We start from the raw sequence: 15,190 nt of genomic DNA, 5'->3' as shown, positions 1-15,190 counted from the left end.
CGTCCTGTCATGCCACGCACATCGGCATCCCAGGGTGTTCAAAGTGTCATGCTCATGACCGCGCACTCTGCCGCCGCTACGCGCGTCACGGGCCTGCCTTGTAACCCCACCGATGGAGGCAGTACCCCCATGCGTGAATCACGACGGAGCCTGCGAAGACTCCTGGCCGTAGCCTTCCCCGCCCTAGCCCTCGCCGTCTCCGGATTCGTCGCGGCGCCCACCGCCGGGGCCGCCCAGCCCGCGGCACCCCATGCCACCGCCAAGGTCACCCAGAACGCCAAGGCCCTCAGCGACCCCGCCCGCCAGGCCGTGCACAGCACCGGCAAGGCCGGCCAGAAGGTGCCGACCAAGCACCTGTGCGCCACCGCCACCAAGGCCGGCCAGGTCTCCTGCTTCGCGCAGCGCCGGACCGACATCAAGCAGCAGCTGGCCTCCGCGCTCGCCGCCGCCCCCTCCGGCCTGAGCCCCTCGAACCTGCACAGCGCCTACAACCTGCCCTCGACGGGCGGCTCCGGCCTGACCGTTGCCGTGGTCGACGCCTACAACGACCCCAACGCGGCCTCCGACCTGGCCACTTACCGCTCCACGTACGGCCTGTCCGCGTGCACCGTCGCCAACGGCTGCTTCAAGCAGGTCAGTCAGACCGGTTCGACGACCTCGCTGCCGACGAACGACTCCGGCTGGGCCGGCGAGGAAGCGCTCGACATCGACATGGTCAGCGCGGTCTGTCCGAACTGCAACATCATCCTCGTCGAGGCCAGCTCCGCCACCGACTCCGACCTCGGCACCGCCGAGAACGAGGCCGTCGCGCTCGGCGCCAAGTTCGTCTCCAACAGCTGGGGCGGCTCCGAGTCCTCCTCCCAGACCAGCGAGGACACCTCGTACTTCAAGCACCCGGGCGTCGCGATCACCGTCTCCGCCGGTGACGAGGACTACGGCGCCGAGTACCCGGCGACCTCCCAGTACGTGACCGCCGTCGGCGGCACCGCGCTCTCCACCTCCTCCAGCACCCGCGGCTGGACCGAGTCCGTGTGGAAGACCAGCTCCTCCGAGGGCACCGGCTCCGGCTGCTCCGCCTACGACGCCAAGCCGAGCTGGCAGACCGACACCGGCTGCACCAAGCGCATGGAGTCCGACGTCTCCGCGGTCGCCGACCCGGCCACCGGCGTGGCGGTCTACGACACCTACGGCGGCTCCGGCTGGGCGGTCTACGGCGGCACCAGCGCCTCCTCCCCGATCATCGCCGGCGTCTACGCCCTCGCGGGCACCCCGGGCTCCAGCGACTACCCGGCGAAGTACCCCTACTCCCACACCGGCAACCTGTACGACGTGACCAGCGGCAACAACGGCTCCTGCTCCACCTCGTACTTCTGCACCGCCGGCACCGGCTACGACGGCCCGACCGGCTGGGGCACCCCCAACGGCACCGCCGCCTTCACCTCCGGCACCAGCACCGGCAACACGGTGACCGTCACCAACCCCGGCAGCCAGTCCACCGCCACCGGCGGCTCGGTCAGCCTGCAGATCTCGGCCTCCGACAGCGCGGGCGCGTCCCTCACCTACAGCGCGACCGGCCTGCCCACCGGTCTGTCGATCAGCAGTTCCGGCCTGATCTCCGGCACGGCGTCCACCGCGGGCACGTACCAGGTCACCGTGACGGCGAAGGACTCCACCGGCGCGTCCGGTTCGGCGTCGTTCAGCTGGACCGTCAGCACCAGCGGCGGCGGCACCTGCACCTCCGCCCAGCTGCTCGGCAACCCGGGCTTCGAGTCGGGCAACACCACCTGGACCGCCTCCAGCGGGGTCATCACCAACGACACCGGCGAGGCCGCCCACGCGGGCTCCTACAAGGCCTGGCTCGACGGTTACGGCTCCACCCACACCGACACGCTCTCCCAGTCGGTGACCGTCCCCTCCGGCTGCAAGGCGACCTTCACCTTCTACCTGCACGTCGACACCGCCGAGACCACCACCAGCACCCAGTACGACAAGCTGACGGTGACCGCCGGTTCGACCACCCTGGCGACGTACTCGAACCTCAACGCCGCCACCGGGTACACCCAGAAGTCCTTCGACCTGTCGTCGTACGCGGGCTCGACCGTCACCCTGAAGTTCAGCGGTGTCGAGGACTCCTCCCTGCAGACCAGCTTCGTCGTCGACGACACCGCCGTCACGACCAGCTGACCCCGCCCGTGAAGTGACCGGATCCCGCGCCCGGAAGCCGTCCGGGTGCGGGATCCGTATGAGCGGCGGATACGTCATACCGGCACCAAGGGTCCGTTCCCCGACGGAAAGGCGGACACCTCATGCGCCGTACGACGGTCCACCGCGCGTCTCTCGCCGCGGCGAGCCTGCTCCTGCTGGCGGGCTGCGGCTCCCAGGGCGGAGGCGAGGACAAGGGCAGCGGCACGGTGTCCCCCTCGCCCACCACCAGCCCCACCACCAGCCCCAGCGCGAGCGCCAGTGGCTCCCCCGGGAGCTGCGCTCCCCTGGGCGCCGAGCTCACCGCCGCCGACAACGGCCGTACCTTCTGCCTGGCCGAGGACGGTGCGTTCCGGGTCACCCTGAAAGGCACCGAACAGCGCCCCTGGAAGAAGATCGCCGCGGCCGGGGACACGGACGCCCTGAAGCCCATCAACTACGGGTTCATGCTGCGCACCGGCTACGGCGGAGCCGCCTACCAGGCGGTCGCCGCCGGCACCGTCACCCTCACCTCGACCCGCCCGCTGTGCGCCGAGCCCACCACGCCCGGCGGGGTCTCCTGCAAGGGCATCCAGGAGTGGCAGGTCACCGTCAGGGTGAAGTGACCCTCAGGGGGCCAGGTGCCGCACCTGGTCCCACAGCACCGGGTCGACCACGCCCACCCGGCGCCGGAACTCCCCTACCGAGACCTCGCGCAGCTCGTCCGTCTCCAGGAAGCTCGGCCGGCCGTGGGCGTCCCCGACCGCGCCCGGCGGCAGCGGGATCACCCCGGCCCGCTCGTCGTGGTATTTGCTGGTGATCTTGGCGACGGTCGCCTGGTTGCCGCGCACCGCCAGCACCAGACAGGGCCGGTCCTTGGTGCCCGGCCCGTCCTCGTAGGGGACGTTGGCCCACCAGATGTCCCCCGGATGAGGCCGGCCCGCCTGCACGCGCGTGCCGCGCGGATGCCCCGGCGGGCGGGTGCGCTGTCCGCGCGGACGATGTCCCCGGCCCCATCCGTCGACGAGCGTGGCGACCAGCGCCAGCAGGACGACTGCCGCGAGCGCGAGCCACCATGACGTGTCCATACGACGACGTTACCGGCGCGGGATAATCGACGCGCGCCCTTGCGCGATCCTTATGCGCCCCCGGTCCAGCCGAACCGGTGACAGCACAGGTGAGTTCGCCCACAACGGCCCCTGGCGGAGGAGCGACCCGCCCTTTTGCGCCTTACGCTCGACAAACCGCACGACCCCCGCTCACCTCTCTCTTCTCCGACTCCAGTTCCCGGTTGTTCCGGGTGTTCCGCCAACGGAGGTTTCTGCTTCATGAAGCTCACCGTCGTCGGCTGCTCGGGGTCGTTCCCGTCCGCGGAATCGGCCTGCTCGAGCTACCTCGTAGAGGCCGACGGCTTCCGGCTGCTCCTCGACATGGGCAACGGCGCCCTTGGCGAGCTGCAGCGCCACTGCGGTCTCTACGACCTCGACGCGATCTTCCTGAGCCATCTGCACGCCGACCACTGCATCGACATGTGCGCCTACTTCGTGGCGCGCTACTACCGCCACGACGGCGGACCGTGCCCCCCGATCCCGGTCTACGGCCCCGAGGGCACCGAGCACCGCCTCACCACGGCCTACGCCGACACCCCCACCGCCTCCTCGATGAGCGAGGTCTTCGACTTCCACACGGTCAAGCCGTCCACGTTCGACCTCGGCCCCTTCACGGTCCACACCGAGCGGGTCCGCCATCCCGTGGAGGCCTACGGCGTCCGCGTCGAACACGCCGGGAAGTCCCTGACGTACTCGGGCGACACCGGCGTCACGGACGCGCTCGAATCGCTGGCCCGGGACACCGACCTGTTCCTGTGCGAGGCGGCCTTCACGCACGGCAAGGAGAACATCCCGGACCTGCACCTCAACGGCCGCGAGGCCGGCGAGACCGCCGCCCGCGCCGGCGCCCGCCGGCTGGTCCTCACCCACATCCCTCCGTGGACCGACCCCGCCGTCAACCTCGCCGACGCCCGCGAGGTCTTCGACGGCCCGGTGGACCTGGCGGCGCCCCGCGTCGTCTACGAGATCTGACACGTCGTACCCCGGGGTTCAGGCCCGTAGGTACGGCGAGGCCCCCGCAGCCGCCGGGCTGCGGGGGCCTCGTCAGGCCGGGGCCGGACTCACGCCTTCGTGAGGTCCTCGATCTCCTCCTCGGGCTCACGGCCCGGGGTGGGGAGGTTGAACCTGATGATCGCGAACCGGAAGACGAAGTAGTAGATCGCTCCGAACACCAGGCCGATCGGGATGATCAGCCAGGGCTTGGTCGCCAGGTTCCAGTTGAGCGCGTAGTCGATCGCACCCGCGGAGAAGGTGAAGCCCGCGTGCACCCCGAGCGCCCAGGTGATCGCCATGGACAGGGCGGTGAGCACCGCGTGGATCACGTACAGCAGCGGCGCGATGAACATGAAGGTGAACTCGATCGGCTCGGTCACACCGGTCACGAACGAGGTCAGCGCCATCGACATCATCATGCCCATCACGGCCGCGCGGCGCTCCGGGCGGGCGGTGTGCGCGATGGCGAGGGCGGCGGCCGGGAGGCCGAACATCATGATGGGGAAGAAGCCGGACATGAACTGACCGGCCGTCGGGTCACCGGCGAAGAAGCGGGTGAGGTCACCGTGGACGACCTGGCCGGAGGCGTCCTTGAAGTCGCCGATCTGGAACCAGGAGACGGTGTTCACGAACTGGTGCATGCCGACCGGGATCAGCGCGCGGTTGATCAGACCGAACAGACCGGCACCGAGGGCGCCCAGACCGGTGATCCACTCACCGAAGTTCGAGATGCCCTCGCCGATCGGCTTCCAGACCAGACCGAAGAAGACGCCCATCACCGTGCCGACGAAGGCCATGATGATCGGGACGAGCCGTCGGCCGTTGAAGAAGCCGAGCCAGTCCACCAGCTTGGTCCGGTGGAAACGCTGCCAGACCACCGCACCCAGCAGACCCATCACCAGGCCGCCCAGCACACCCGGGTTGTTGTACGTCGCGGCTATGTCCGCGCCCGTCTGAACCTTCGCGTCGGTGACGGGGAACGCGGTGAGGACGTTCTTGTAGACCAGGAAGCCGACCAGGGCAGCCAGCGCGGTGGAGCCGTCCGACTTCTTGGCGAAGCCGATCGCGACACCGATACAGAACAGCATGGGAAGGTTGTCGAAGATCGCGCCGCCCGCCGTGGCGAACACCGAGGTGACCTTGTCGGGCAGGTGCAGCTTGTCGTGGATGTCCTGCTGACCGAAGCGAAGCAGCAGACCCGCCGCCGGCAGCACGGCGATCGGGAGCTGGAGACTGCGGCCGACCTTCTGCAGGCCCTGGAACAGACCGGATCCCCACTTCTTTGTGGGAGCCGCCGTTGTGGTGGCGGTTGTCATACTTCCTCCATCGGTGGTGGTCTACACCACTCAGTGGTGTAGACCTGTTGTACACGATGGGGGCGTTATAAGGAACCCGTCAATTCCGCAACCGGAGAACTACGCTTTGTACGCCGTACGGGGACCCTCCGCTTAAGCCTTGGTGACGTCCTCCACCTCGTCCTCCGGCTCCCTTCCCGGGGTCTTCAGATCGAACCTCGTGATGGCGAACCGGAAGATCACGTAGTAGACCGCCGCGAAGCACAGCCCGATCGGGACGATGGCCCAAGGCCTGGTCGCCAGGTTCCAGTTGATGACGTAGTCGATGAGCCCCGCCGAGAAGCTGAACCCGTCGTGCACCCCGAGCCCCCACGTCACCGCCATCGACACCCCCGTCAGCAACGCGTGCACCGCGTACAGCACGGGCGCGATGAAGAGGAACGAGTACTCCAGCGGCTCGGTGATCCCCGTGACGAACGACGTCAGCGCCACCGACAGCATCAGACCGCCGATCTCCTTGCGCCGGTGCGGCTTCGCGCAGTGCGTCATGGCGAGCGCGGCGGCCGGCAGCGCGAACATCATGATCGGGAAGAACCCCGACGTGAACTGGCCCGCGTTCGGATCGCCCGCCAGGAACATGTTGATGTCGCCGTGCACCGTCAGGCCGTCGGGCGTGGTGTAACTGCCGAACTGGAACCAGATGGGCACGTTCAGGAACTGGTGCAGACCGATGACGAGCAACGCCCGGTTCGCGACCCCGAACACCCCCGCACCCCAGGCACCGGCGTCCCGCAGCCAGTGGCTGAAACTCTCCAGCCCGTCGCCGACCGGCGGCCACACCCACAGACACAGCACCGCGAAGACGATCGCGACGAACGACATGATGATCGGCACCAGCCGCCGCCCGTTGAAGAAGCCCAGCCAGTCCACCAGCCTCGTGCGGTGGAAACGGGCCCAGAAGTACGCGGTCAGCAGCCCCATCGCGATCCCGCCGAAGACGCCCGGGTTCTGGAACGTGAACGTCGACACCGAGCCGTCGCTCACCTGACAGCCGATCCCCGGCAGCGCCCTGGACCCGCCCGGACAGTCCTCCGGGAACTGGTGCAGCACGCCGTAGTAGACGAGGAAGCCCGCCACCGCCGCCAGCGCCGTCGACCCGTCCGCCTTCTTCGCCATCCCGATCGCGACGCCGACGCAGAACAGCAACGGGAGCCCGACCGACCCGTCGAGCAGCGCGCCGCCCGCGCCCTGCATCACCTTGGAGACATCCGTCCAGCCAAGGCCCTGGTCCCCGAACACGTCCGGCTGCCCGAGCCGGTTGAGGATCCCCGCCGCCGGCAGCACCGCGATCGGCAACTGCAGGCTCCGGCCCATCTTCTGCAGCCCCTGGAAAAGAGCGTTCCACCGCTCCCGCGCGGGACTGACCGTGCTGTCGGCGCTCTCGGCACTCATGGGCGCGTCCTCCGGGCCGCTCGGCTCCACCCCAGGGGTTTGGCGACCGCCCATCCGCTGGTGTAGACCAGTTGACGACGGTTCCGCCGCAGTGCTCGCCATCATTCGGCAGGCGCGGCACGGCCGCTCGAAAAGTTGGGCCAACTGTGGGTTACTGCGACAAAGCGGTTCGGATCAGGGAGAAGGAACATGGCCAGCAAGGCTGAGAAGATCGTCGCCGGCCTCGGCGGAATCGACAACATCGACGAGATCGAGGGCTGCATCACCCGGCTGCGCACCGAGGTGCACGACGCCTCGAAGGTCGACGACGCCGCCCTGAAGGCCGCCGGAGCCCACGGCGTCGTCAAGATGGGCAACGCCATCCAGGTCGTCATCGGCACCGACGCCGACCCGATCGCCGCGGAGATCGAAGACATGATGTGAGCCTCCGGGCTCACGCGAAGGGGCTTCTCCCTCCTGGGGACAAGCCCCTTCTGCCGCTCCCGATAGGCTCATGGCCATGTCTCGAATCGACGGCCGCACCCCCGAACAACTCCGCCCGGTCACCATCGAACGCGGCTGGAGCAAGCACGCCGAGGGCTCCGTCCTCGTCTCCTTCGGCGACACCAAGGTCTTCTGCACCGCCTCCGTCACCGAAGGCGTCCCCCGCTGGCGCAAGGGCAGCGGCGAGGGCTGGGTCACCGCGGAGTACTCCATGCTCCCCCGCGCCACCAACACCCGCGGCGACCGCGAGTCCGTCAAGGGCAAGATCGGCGGCCGCACCCACGAGATCTCCCGCCTCATCGGCCGCTCCCTGCGCGCGGTCATCGACTACAAGGCCCTCGGCGAGAACACGATCGTCCTCGACTGCGACGTACTCCAGGCCGACGGCGGCACGCGCACCGCGGCGATCACCGGCGCCTACGTGGCGCTCGCCGACGCCGTCACCTGGGCGAAGGAGCGCAAGCTCGTCAAGGCCGGCCGCCAGCCCCTGACCGGCACGGTCTCCGCCGTCTCCGTCGGCATCGTCGGCAAGGTCCCGCTCCTCGACCTCTGTTACGAGGAGGACGTCCGGGCCGAGACCGACATGAACGTCGTCTGCACCGGCGACGGCCGCTTCGTCGAGGTCCAGGGCACCGCCGAAGCCGAACCCTTCGCCCGCGACGAACTCAACGCCCTCCTCGACCTCGCCGTCGCCGGCTGCAACGACCTCGCCGCGATCCAGCGGGCGGCACTCGAAGCCACCCTCACGGCAAAGTAAAGGGAACCCAAAAAGCGAAGGTACGGCGGGGCAACCAGGGCGGGCGGCCCCGCGTCCCCATAGGTACGGGCGCACGGCGTGAAAGCCGTGCGCTCGGCCAGTCGTACCCAACGGGAGGGGAACACCGTCATGGCCGCCAGCCGACGCCGAGGCCGTCGCATCATCGCCATCGCCGCCGTGGCCGCGACCACCGCACTCACCATCGGCCTCACCGGCTGCGACGCCGTGAACAAGGCCCTGGACTGCGTCCAGACCGCCGACTCCATCGCCGACAGCGTCACCGACCTCCAGCAGGCCGTGGAGAACGCGGCGAACGACCCCACCCAGGCCGACGCCTCCCTCGACTCGATCCAGAGCAACCTGAGGAAGATCGGCGACAAGACCGACGACGCCGACGTCAACAAGGCGGTCGACGACCTCGACAAGGCCGTGGACAACGTCCGTACGTCCATCAGGAACGGCGACTCGACCCCCGACGTCACCCCGGTCACCGACGCGGCCGGCGAACTGACCAAGGTCTGCACCCCGTAACCGCCGGGCCCGGCCCTTGGGATACTTCCTGCCATGACGACCCGCCTGATCCTCGCCACCCGCAACGCCGGAAAAATCACCGAACTCCGCGCCATCCTCGCCGAGGCGGGGCTGCCCCACGAGCTGGTGGGCGCCGACGCGTACCCCGACATCCCCGACGTCAAGGAGACGGGCGTCACCTTCGCCGAGAACGCGCTCCTCAAGGCCCACGCCCTGGCCCGGGCGACGGGCCTCCCGGCGGTCGCCGACGACTCGGGCCTCTGCGTCGACGTCCTGAACGGCGCCCCCGGCATCTTCTCCGCCCGCTGGGCCGGCCGCCACGGCGACGACAAGGCCAACCTGGACCTCCTCCTGGCCCAGCTCTCGGACATCGCCGAGGAGCACCGGGGCGCCCACTTCGCGTGCGCGGCGGCGCTGGCGTTGCCGGACGGCACGGAGCGGGTGGTCGAGGGCCGGCTGCGGGGCGTGCTCCGGCATACGCCGACGGGCACGCACGGCTTCGGCTACGACCCGATCCTCCAGCCGGAGGGGGAGACGAGGACGTGCGCGGAACTGACCCCGGAGGAGAAGAACGCGATCAGCCACCGGGGCAAGGCCTTCCGGGGGTTGGTGCCGGTGGTGCGGGAGTTGTTGGGCTGAGGAGCGAGAGAGGGGCCGCCCGGACGGGCGGCCCCTCTGCTGGGTGCGGCCGGTGGGACTCGAACCCACACGGGATTTCTCCCACGGGCACCTAAAACCCGCGCGTATTGCCTATTTCGCCACGACCGCCCCAAAACGGACATTCTCTAGAGCCGCCGTTTTGCTTCGCCCAGTGTACGGGGCCACGCCTTTCGACGTGCGCCTCCTCGGCGCCAGGCGGCCGTGACCGCATGGCAGTTCGGGCATGGCGGCCGCGGGTTGTCCGTCGCGCCAGACTCCGTTGATGTGATCGTTTCCGGCCGCGCGTTCGCAGCCGCACGGAGTGGCGAATCGGGTGTCGGACAGTCCCGCCCGGAGAAGAGAGAACGGCCCGCGCCAGGTCGCTCCTGGTGCGGGCCGTCAGCGGCAGGTGCGGGGTCAGATGTCCAGGTCCTTGATGATCTTGGCTACGTGGCCGGTCGCGCGGACGTTGTAGAGGGCCCGTTCCACCTTGCCCTCCTCGTCCACGATGACCGTGGAGCGGATGACGCCCATGTAGGTCTTGCCGTAGTTCATCTTCTCGCCGTACGCGCCGTACGCGTCCAGGACCTTCTTGTCGGGGTCGGCGACGAGGGTGACCTTGAGGTTCTCCTTGTCGCGGAACTTGCCGAGTTTCTCCGGCTGGTCGGGGGAGACGCCGATGACGTCGTAGCCCGCGCCGGCCAGCAGGTCGAGGTTGTCCGTGAAGTCGCAGGCCTGCTTCGTGCAGCCGGGCGTCAGCGCGGCCGGGTAGAAGTAGACGATGACCTTGCGGCCCTTGTGGGCGGAGAGGGACACCTCGTTGCCGTCGGCGTCGGGGAGGGTGAAGTCGGGGGCTACGTCCCCGGGCTGGAGTCGCTCGCTCATCGGTCCAGCGTAACGGGGGGTCCTGACAGTGCGAGGGCGGCGAGAACTGACAGACTGTCCAGGACAGGGAGCACGGGAGACTTCGGAGGGCCCCACGGTGGCGGACACGTCGGACACCAGAACCCCGGCGCAGATCGAGGCGGACATCAAGCGGCGCCGCGATGTGCTGGCCGAGACGCTGGACGAGATCGGGGTGCGGGTGCACCCGAAGACCATCGTCGGCGATGCGAAGGCCAAGGTCGCGGCCAACGTCGATCACACGCTCGGACGGGCCTACGTCCAGGTCAACCGGGTGGTGAGCGATGTGCGGGCCCAGTTCGTGGACGAGGACGGCGCGCCCCGCCTGGAGCGGGTCGTGCCGGTCGCGCTCGTGGCCGTGGGCGTGGTCGGGCTGCTCGTGTTCGGTAACCGGCGGCGTAAGAGCTGAGCAGAGGCAGGTAGGTTCAAAGGCGTGAGCGCCAACAGAAACGACACCCATCACGACAAGCTGCCCATCCGCATGCTGCACGACCGGGTGCTGGTCAAGCAGGACACCGGCGAGGGTGAGCGGCGGTCGGGCGGCGGGATCCTCATTCCCGCCACGGCGGCCGTCGGGCGCCGGCTGGCCTGGGCCGAGGTGGTCGCGGTCGGGCAGAACGTGCGGACGGTGGAGCCGGGTGACCGGGTGCTGTACGACCCGGAGGACCGTGCCGAGGTCGAGGTGCGAGGGGTGGCCTATGTGCTGATGCGTGAGCGCGATCTGCACGCGGTGGCCGCCGACCGGTTCGAGGGCTCGGAGGACTCGACCGGCCTGTATCTGTGATTCAGTGGCCGAGAGGGGCCTGGTGACTGCGGTCACCAGGCCCCTTTGTCGTTCCTTTGCTATGTTCGAAGGAGCCAGCCCGACGAGACGCGCCGTACCGGGACCGTGAGGCAAAGACGACGCACCCCGTTCAGCGAAACGTCTCGGAGGTGCCTGTCATGGCCTGGGTTCTGCTTGTCGTCGCCGGTCTGCTGGAGGTGGGCTGGTCGGTCGGGATGAAGTACACCGACGGGTTCACCCGGCTCGTGCCCAGTCTGCTCACGGGCGGCGGGATCGTCGCCAGCATGCTGCTGCTCTCGTACGCCGCCCGGACCCTGCCCATCGGTACCGCGTACGGCGTCTGGGTGGGGATCGGGGCGGCCGGGGCGGCGGTGTTCGGGATGCTGGTGCTGGGGGAGCCGACCACCGCCGCGCGGATCTTCTTCGTGTGCCTGCTGCTGGTCGCCGTGGTGGGACTCAAGGCGACCAGCGGTCACTGACCGGGCGAGAACCGGCGCCGGAAACCGGCGCCGGACCGGTTACTGGAATCCGAAGCCGCCGCCGTCGTCGCCCGCCGTCGTCCCGGTCGTGTCGCCGCCGTCGGTGGTCCCGTTCGTCGTCCCGGTGGTGGTGCCGCCGTCGGTGGTCCCGTTCGTCGTCCCGGTGGTGGTGCCCGAGGTCGTCGTCCCGGCGTCCGTGCCGGAGGTCGTCGTCCCGTCCGTGGTCGAGCCGTCGGTGGTGGAGCCGTCCGTGGTGCCCCCGCCGGTGGTGCCGTCGGTGGTGGAGCCGTCCGTCGTCCCGCCGTTGTCCTGGCCGCCGCCGGTGGTCCCGCCGTCGTCCTGGTTCCCGCCGGTGGTGCCGCCGTTGTCCTGGCCGCCGGTGCCCGGGGTGGCCGGGTTCTGGGTGGCCGGGGCCACGGTCTCGGCGCCGGGCTGGAGGTCGAGGTCGAAGGCGGAGGCCACGACGCCCTTGAGGGCGGCCTTGGTGTACTGCGCCCAGATCTCGGTCGGGGCCCCGCCGCCGTTGATGCGTTGCAGGCCGAGCGCGCCGTAGAGCGACCTGTGGGCGGCCGTGACCGGGTCCTGGCCCATCACGGAGACGACGGTGGCGAGGTCGGGGGTGTAGCCCGCGAACCAGGCGGCGGTGTCCTCCTCGGCGGTGCCGGTCTTGCCGGCCGCGGGCCGGCCCGCGGCCTGGGCGGCGGTGGCGGTGCCGTTGTCGACCACGCTCTGCAGGATCGAGGTGGTGGTGTCGGCGGCCTGCCGGCTGACGGCCTGCTTGCTCCTGGTCTCCGGCAGCTTGATCTCCTGCGTGCCGTCCTTGGTGACCTTCTCGACCATCGTGTACGTGCCGTGCTTGCCGTGGTTGGCGAGCGTGGCGTACGCCTCCGCCATGTCCAGGACGCTGGCGGTGGCGGTACCGAGGGCGATGGACGGGTACGGCTGGAGGTCCTTGGTGTCGGAGGGGATGCCCAGGTCGACGGCGGTCTGCTTGACCTTGGACGGGCCGACGTCGACGGCCATCTGCGCGTACACCGCGTTCACCGACAGGTCGGTGGCCTTGCGGACGGTGATCTGGCCGTACGACTTCTCGTCCTCGTTCTCCGGCGCGTAGCTGCCACCGGGCCAGCCCTGGACGGCGCGCTTGTTGGTGCCGTCGTAGTAGGTGTTCGGGGTGATGGTCTGGCCGGACTGGGTGGTGGAGCCGTTGTCGACGGCGGAGGCGAAGACGAACGGCTTGAAGGTGGAGCCGACCTGGAAGTCACCGCGGGTCGCGCCGTTGGTGTACTGCTTCACGTAGTCGATGCCGCCGTAGATGGCGACGACCTTGCCGGTCTTCGGGTCGACCGAGGCGCCGCCGGCGCGCACGTAGTTGTCGGCCTTGTTGTTCTTCTTGTCCAGCTGGGAGATCAGCTTGTCGTCGACCGCCTTGACGAAGGCGTTCTGCTTGTCCTTCTCGATGGTGGTGGTGATGCGGTAGCCGCCGGCCTCCAGGGAGTCGGCGTCGACGATCTTGTTCTTGATCAGGTAGCTCTTGACGGCCTCGACGAGGTAGCCGCGCTGCCCGGACATGCCGGTGGAGGCGGTCTGCTCCTTGGGCATCGGGAACTTCATGCCGGCCCGCTTCGACTCGCTGAGCCAGCCCTTCTTGACCATGCCGTCCAGGACGTAGTTCCACCGGGCGACGGCCGCCGACTTGTTCTCGGGGTGGGCGACGACGTCGTACTCGCTGGGCGCGTTGACGAGGGCCGCGAGGTAGGCGGCGCGGGCCGGGTCGAGGTCGGTGGCGTCCTTGCCGTAGTAGGCCTGGGCGGCGGCCTGGATGCCGTAGGCGTTGCGGCCGAAGTAGCTGGTGTTGAGGTAGCCCTCCAGGATCTCGTCCTTGGACTCGGAGCGGTCCAGCTTGATCGAGATGAAGAACTCCTTCACCTTTCGGGTGACGGTCTGTTCCTGCGCGAGGTAGTAGTTCTTCACGTACTGCTGGGTGATCGTCGAGCCGGACTGGGTGCCCTTGCCGGTCGCGGTGTTCCAGGCGGCCCGCAGCATCGCCTTGGGGTCGACGGCGGACTCGGTGTAGAAGTCGCGGTCCTCGGCGGCGAGCACGGCGTGCTGGGCGTCCTTGGAGACCTGGGCGAGCGTCACGTTCTCCCGGTTGACCTCGCCGTCCCGGGCCAGCTGGGAGCCGTCGGCGTACAGGTACACGTTGGACTGCTTGGTGGCGAACGCGTTGGCCGTCGGGATCTGCACCATCGAGTAACCGAGGAAGAACAGGCCGATCAGCAGGAGTATGCCGATCACGAAGGTGCCGAGCAGCATGCGCCAGGTGGGGACGATCCGCCGCCATCCGGTCCGCTTGGGCCGCTTCATCTTCTTCTCGCCCCCCTTCGTCTCCTGGACCGCCGTGGGCGGTTCTGTCGGGCCTTCGCCGCTCTGGTTCGGCTGCTGCGGCTGCGGCTCGTCGCTCATGGTGTGCGCGGACTCCTGTGGTGCGGTGCGTCGTACGTCCCGGCGGGCGGTACGTCTTCGGCGCAAACGGCGCCTTCGTTACGGGAGGCTACTCATGCCTCCTTTGATGAAGACTGTCCCATCCGCCGATCAGTTCCATTACCACGGCACGCGTCGGGTGACCTCGGGCACTACCCTCCCCGGAGCCGGAAAACGGAAGGCGCGTCCGCCCTGCGTCCGCATAAGCTGCTGCGCTTCGGGGCCGGCGGGTCGAGGAGGGCTGTGGCGTGGGCGCGGGACGGTTGTACCTCGCCGTCGCGGCGGGGGGTTTCCGACGGTATGCGACATACCGGGCGGCCACCGCCGCCGGGGTGTTCACCAACACCGCCTTCGGGATCATTCTCGTGTACACGTACCTGGCGCTGTGGGACGAGAAACCGCACCTCGGAGGCTATGACCAGGCGCAGGCGGTCACCTATGTGTGGCTCGGGCAGTGCCTGTACGCGACGCTCGCCATCCAGGGCGGAGGCGTGGAGAAAGACCTGATGGAGCGTATCCGTACGGGTGAGATCGCGATCGACCTGTACCGTCCGGCCGATCTCCAGCTGTGGTGGCTGGCGACGGACGTGGGCCGCTCGCTGTTCCAGATGCTGGGCCGCGGGGTGATCCCCTTCGCGTTCGGCGCGCTGTTCTTCCCGATGGCCCTGCCGACGGACGTGGCGACCTGGGCGGCCTTCGCCGTCGCCCTGTTCCTGGCCATGGTCGTCAGCTTCGGCATCCGCTACCTGGCCGCGCTGAGCGTGTTCTGGCTGCTGGACGGCATGGGCGTCAACCAGGCCCTGATGGTCCTGGGGATCTTCTGCTCGGGCATGACCCTGCCGCTGAACGTCTTCCCGGGCGCCTTGGGCGATGTCGTACGGACCCTGCCGTGGGCGGCGCAGCTCCAGATGCCGGCGGACGTCCTGCTGGGGAAGACCGCCCCGCTGGGCGCGTACGCCTTCCAGGCGGCGTGGGCTGTGGCGCTGCTGACGGCGGGACGGCTGGTCCAGACGGCGGCGACCCGGCGGGTGGTGGTGCAGGGTGGCTGAGCGGGTCCTGGAAAGCGCCGCCGGGCCGCGGGCGTCCCGGCCCGCGGAGGG

The 15,190-nt window shown here is 69.3% G+C and carries 16 protein-coding genes, 1 tRNA gene and 1 riboswitch; of the genes, 11 read left to right on the top strand and 6 right to left on the bottom strand.

Translation table 11 applies throughout. The features are described from left to right. The first annotated feature begins 129 nt into the window (after nt 1–129). Nucleotides 130–2,184: a putative Ig domain-containing protein gene (locus ABZ642_RS29270; RefSeq protein WP_360489435.1), complete on the top strand. Its 2,055-nt coding sequence runs from the start codon at nt 130–132 to the stop codon at nt 2,182–2,184. Nucleotides 2,185–2,306: 122 nt separating this feature from the next. Next, nucleotides 2,307–2,807: a hypothetical protein gene (locus ABZ642_RS29265; RefSeq protein ID WP_360489434.1), complete on the top strand. Its 501-nt coding sequence runs from the start codon at nt 2,307–2,309 to the stop codon at nt 2,805–2,807. A 3-nt stretch (nt 2,808–2,810) separates the two neighbouring features. Here the strand turns inward: ABZ642_RS29265 and ABZ642_RS29260 are convergent, their stop codons facing one another. Then, nucleotides 2,811–3,269, bottom strand: coding sequence for a type II toxin-antitoxin system PemK/MazF family toxin (locus ABZ642_RS29260; protein ID WP_360489433.1), 459 nt, complete (start codon nt 3,267–3,269; stop codon nt 2,811–2,813). A gap of 240 nt (nt 3,270–3,509) precedes the next feature. Here ABZ642_RS29260 and ABZ642_RS29255 point away from each other — a divergent pair, with 240 nt between their 5' ends. Then, on the top strand, nt 3,510–4,262 hold the full coding sequence (locus ABZ642_RS29255) for an MBL fold metallo-hydrolase (RefSeq protein ID WP_360489432.1): 753 nt from the start codon (nt 3,510–3,512) through the stop codon (nt 4,260–4,262). Nucleotides 4,263–4,351: 89 nt separating this feature from the next. Here ABZ642_RS29255 and ABZ642_RS29250 read toward each other — a convergent pair whose 3' ends face one another. Continuing rightward, complete coding sequence (locus tag ABZ642_RS29250; protein WP_360489431.1) at nt 4,352–5,599, bottom strand: PTS transporter subunit EIIC; 1,248 nt, start codon at nt 5,597–5,599, stop codon at nt 4,352–4,354. Nucleotides 5,600–5,731: 132 nt separating this feature from the next. After that, nucleotides 5,732–7,030 (bottom strand): PTS transporter subunit EIIC, encoded by a 1,299-nt coding sequence (locus tag ABZ642_RS29245; RefSeq protein WP_360489430.1) that lies wholly within the window; start codon nt 7,028–7,030, stop codon nt 5,732–5,734. 189 nt (nt 7,031–7,219) lie between these two features. On the opposite strand from ABZ642_RS29245, the gene ABZ642_RS29240 reads away from it, so the two are divergent. The 4 genes from ABZ642_RS29240 (at nt 7,220) to rdgB (ending at nt 9,440) form a co-directional block, all read left to right on the top strand. Then, nucleotides 7,220–7,453 (top strand): PTS glucose/sucrose transporter subunit IIB, encoded by a 234-nt coding sequence (locus tag ABZ642_RS29240; RefSeq protein WP_360489429.1) that lies wholly within the window; start codon nt 7,220–7,222, stop codon nt 7,451–7,453. Nucleotides 7,454–7,529: 76 nt separating this feature from the next. Continuing rightward, nucleotides 7,530–8,270, top strand: coding sequence for a ribonuclease PH (gene rph, locus ABZ642_RS29235; protein ID WP_360489428.1), 741 nt, complete (start codon nt 7,530–7,532; stop codon nt 8,268–8,270). Nucleotides 8,271–8,399: 129 nt separating this feature from the next. Further along, a complete protein-coding gene (locus ABZ642_RS29230) occupies nt 8,400–8,801 on the top strand; it encodes a hypothetical protein (protein ID WP_360489427.1) in 402 nt (133 codons plus the stop codon). Between the two features lie 33 nt (nt 8,802–8,834). After that, on the top strand, nt 8,835–9,440 hold the full coding sequence (gene rdgB, locus ABZ642_RS29225; protein ID WP_360489426.1) for an RdgB/HAM1 family non-canonical purine NTP pyrophosphatase: 606 nt from the start codon (nt 8,835–8,837) through the stop codon (nt 9,438–9,440). Between the two features lie 44 nt (nt 9,441–9,484). Here the strand turns inward: rdgB and ABZ642_RS29220 are convergent. Both ABZ642_RS29220 and bcp read right to left on the bottom strand, forming a co-directional pair. Continuing rightward, nucleotides 9,485–9,569: transfer RNA gene (locus ABZ642_RS29220), tRNA-Leu, on the bottom strand. A gap of 288 nt (nt 9,570–9,857) precedes the next feature. Then, nucleotides 9,858–10,325: a thioredoxin-dependent thiol peroxidase gene (bcp, locus tag ABZ642_RS29215; RefSeq protein ID WP_360489425.1), complete on the bottom strand. Its 468-nt coding sequence runs from the start codon at nt 10,323–10,325 to the stop codon at nt 9,858–9,860. 97 nt (nt 10,326–10,422) lie between these two features. Between bcp and ABZ642_RS29210 the strand changes: the two genes are divergently transcribed. From ABZ642_RS29210 to ABZ642_RS29200, 3 genes are all read left to right on the top strand, one after another. Next, complete coding sequence (locus tag ABZ642_RS29210) at nt 10,423–10,752, top strand: DUF3618 domain-containing protein (protein WP_360489424.1); 330 nt, start codon at nt 10,423–10,425, stop codon at nt 10,750–10,752. A gap of 24 nt (nt 10,753–10,776) precedes the next feature. Continuing rightward, nucleotides 10,777–11,127 (top strand): co-chaperone GroES, encoded by a 351-nt coding sequence (locus tag ABZ642_RS29205; protein ID WP_351322974.1) that lies wholly within the window; start codon nt 10,777–10,779, stop codon nt 11,125–11,127. Between the two features lie 58 nt (nt 11,128–11,185). Beyond that, nucleotides 11,186–11,253: riboswitch (guanidine-III (ykkC-III) riboswitch) on the top strand. A 32-nt stretch (nt 11,254–11,285) separates the two neighbouring features. After that, nucleotides 11,286–11,606, top strand: coding sequence for an SMR family transporter (locus ABZ642_RS29200; protein WP_360489423.1), 321 nt, complete (start codon nt 11,286–11,288; stop codon nt 11,604–11,606). Between the two features lie 39 nt (nt 11,607–11,645). On the opposite strand, the gene ABZ642_RS29195 is transcribed toward ABZ642_RS29200, so the two are convergent. Continuing rightward, nucleotides 11,646–14,072, bottom strand: coding sequence for a transglycosylase domain-containing protein (locus ABZ642_RS29195; RefSeq protein WP_360489422.1), 2,427 nt, complete (start codon nt 14,070–14,072; stop codon nt 11,646–11,648). A 266-nt stretch (nt 14,073–14,338) separates the two neighbouring features. Here ABZ642_RS29195 and ABZ642_RS29190 point away from each other — a divergent pair, with 266 nt between their 5' ends. After that, nucleotides 14,339–15,139 carry an ABC-2 family transporter protein gene (locus ABZ642_RS29190; protein WP_360489421.1) on the top strand — a complete coding sequence of 267 codons (801 nt, stop codon included), beginning with the start codon at nt 14,339–14,341 and terminating at the stop codon, nt 15,137–15,139. Nucleotides 15,140–15,190: the final 51 nt, after the last annotated feature.

This window comes from Streptomyces sp. NPDC007157, from assembly GCF_040634235.1.
Taxonomy (GTDB): Bacteria; Actinomycetota; Actinomycetes; order Streptomycetales; family Streptomycetaceae; genus Streptomyces.
This window is presented reverse-complemented; position numbering and strand designations above follow the sequence as displayed.

Bases quoted from the DNA above. Each gene is read 5' to 3' on its own strand.
- ABZ642_RS29265 (WP_360489434.1), top strand. From the start codon at position 2,307: ATGCGCCGTACGACGGTCCACCGCGCGTCTCTCGCCGCGGCGAGCCTG.
- ABZ642_RS29250 (WP_360489431.1), bottom strand. From the start codon at position 5,599: ATGACAACCGCCACCACAACGGCGGCTCCCACAAAGAAGTGGGGATCC.
- ABZ642_RS29255 (WP_360489432.1), top strand. From the start codon at position 3,510: ATGAAGCTCACCGTCGTCGGCTGCTCGGGGTCGTTCCCGTCCGCGGAA.
- ABZ642_RS29260 (WP_360489433.1), bottom strand. From the start codon at position 3,269: ATGGACACGTCATGGTGGCTCGCGCTCGCGGCAGTCGTCCTGCTGGCG.
- rph (WP_360489428.1), top strand. From the start codon at position 7,530: ATGTCTCGAATCGACGGCCGCACCCCCGAACAACTCCGCCCGGTCACC.
- rdgB (WP_360489426.1), top strand. From the start codon at position 8,835: ATGACGACCCGCCTGATCCTCGCCACCCGCAACGCCGGAAAAATCACC.
- ABZ642_RS29270 (WP_360489435.1), top strand. From the start codon at position 130: ATGCGTGAATCACGACGGAGCCTGCGAAGACTCCTGGCCGTAGCCTTC.
- ABZ642_RS29200 (WP_360489423.1), top strand. From the start codon at position 11,286: ATGGCCTGGGTTCTGCTTGTCGTCGCCGGTCTGCTGGAGGTGGGCTGG.
- ABZ642_RS29195 (WP_360489422.1), bottom strand. From the start codon at position 14,072: ATGAGCGACGAGCCGCAGCCGCAGCAGCCGAACCAGAGCGGCGAAGGC.
- bcp (WP_360489425.1), bottom strand. From the start codon at position 10,325: ATGAGCGAGCGACTCCAGCCCGGGGACGTAGCCCCCGACTTCACCCTC.
- ABZ642_RS29230 (WP_360489427.1), top strand. From the start codon at position 8,400: ATGGCCGCCAGCCGACGCCGAGGCCGTCGCATCATCGCCATCGCCGCC.
- ABZ642_RS29240 (WP_360489429.1), top strand. From the start codon at position 7,220: ATGGCCAGCAAGGCTGAGAAGATCGTCGCCGGCCTCGGCGGAATCGAC.
- ABZ642_RS29245 (WP_360489430.1), bottom strand. From the start codon at position 7,030: ATGAGTGCCGAGAGCGCCGACAGCACGGTCAGTCCCGCGCGGGAGCGG.